Here is a 1,238-nt window from a genome sequence, read left to right on the forward strand (position 1 = left end):
TACCCAACACACCTATGTATATCAGAATACGCCATTTTTTCCATTTTTCAATGTGTTTCATGCATTTTTCATTTTCTAATTAAACATTATCTTAACTCATCTTCGAAGATTTTCTTTAAATTACGGTGCAAATAGAAAGTAGTAAAATCGTATACCTTAACTTTCTCGGTCAGTAGTTCGTGAGCTATTGCAACAGCTACTTCTTTCTTTCCTTTTCACTATATAAAAAAATTAGTTCAGCATATATTGCTTTAAAGAAAACTGTAAAGCCCATTCTTTATTCATTATAAGTGCAATACCATTTGTTCAAACACAAGTTAGACATATAACTCCTGTTGTTTATTTTATACATCTTAACTAAGTACTATTTCAAGAAAGCAGAAAACTGGAAAGCGAAAACAATCCCGTTCTCTGCTCTCTTTACAGTCAAGGAGTACTAATTTTTAAATCTTCATACGGGAGCTCAAAAAAGTCCGAACTATAAAAACTGGTTTTAGAACCCTTCTCTGATTCAATAACTTTAACCCCTGTCATATCATACTTAACTCCCTTATACCTCTGGAATATGTCATAAAGTTCCTGATCTGTCAAAAGAGATTTTGTCCCGGGAATAACCCAAAAATAAACATAACTTACAATTCCAGTCTCATCAAAGAAAACCTCTATTATTGTTTTATCCTCTTTCTTTAACTCCAATATTCTTTGTTTAGATAATATCCCGTCATCTACCAATTCCTGCAAAGGTTTTACTCTCGAACACTCCCCCCAAGAAGTTCGAGTATCAGATGTGAGTTCCAATAAAGCTCCACCCTTCTCCAAAATACGATTGATTTCGTTTTTGGGCTTTATAATCACATAACCATTATTAGGCCTTTCATACACAAAGTATTGGGATTCAGTCTGTCCCTTTAAAGTGGTTGCACTTAACAGAATAACCACAATCATCAAAAGATTCTTTTTCATATTCTTTATTTTTTTATATATTGATACAATGTTTTGGGCGGAAAGGACTCTGTATATGTCCCTGAATACTGATACCAATTATTCGCAACCTCTCTATAAAGAGGTAATTGTTCATTTGAGAAGCCGCCTTTATTCAATATTGAATTCATCAATATTTCCATTGCTCCTTTAAGAGATTCAGAGCCACTATATCCTATTGTATTAGATCCACTTTTTAAAAAATTATTATTCAATAGAGTTAACGCAGCATCTACAAAAATATGTGCTTCCAATTC

2 protein-coding genes are annotated in these 1,238 nt (G+C 32.6%); both read right to left on the reverse strand.

Annotated features, from left to right (window positions below):
* Positions 1-426: 426 nt before the first annotated feature.
* Positions 427-963: a hypothetical protein gene (locus DW036_RS25315; protein ID WP_118466749.1), complete on the reverse strand. Its 537-nt coding sequence runs from the start codon at positions 961-963 to the stop codon at positions 427-429.
* 5 nt (positions 964-968) lie between these two features.
* Positions 969-1,238, reverse strand: a 270-nt coding sequence (locus tag DW036_RS25705) for a hypothetical protein (RefSeq protein WP_158585998.1), incomplete at its 5' end; no start/stop codon positions are given.

It is taken from the genome of Bacteroides sp. AF39-11AC, from assembly GCF_003474285.1.
Taxonomy (GTDB): Bacteria; Bacteroidota; Bacteroidia; order Bacteroidales; family Bacteroidaceae; genus Bacteroides.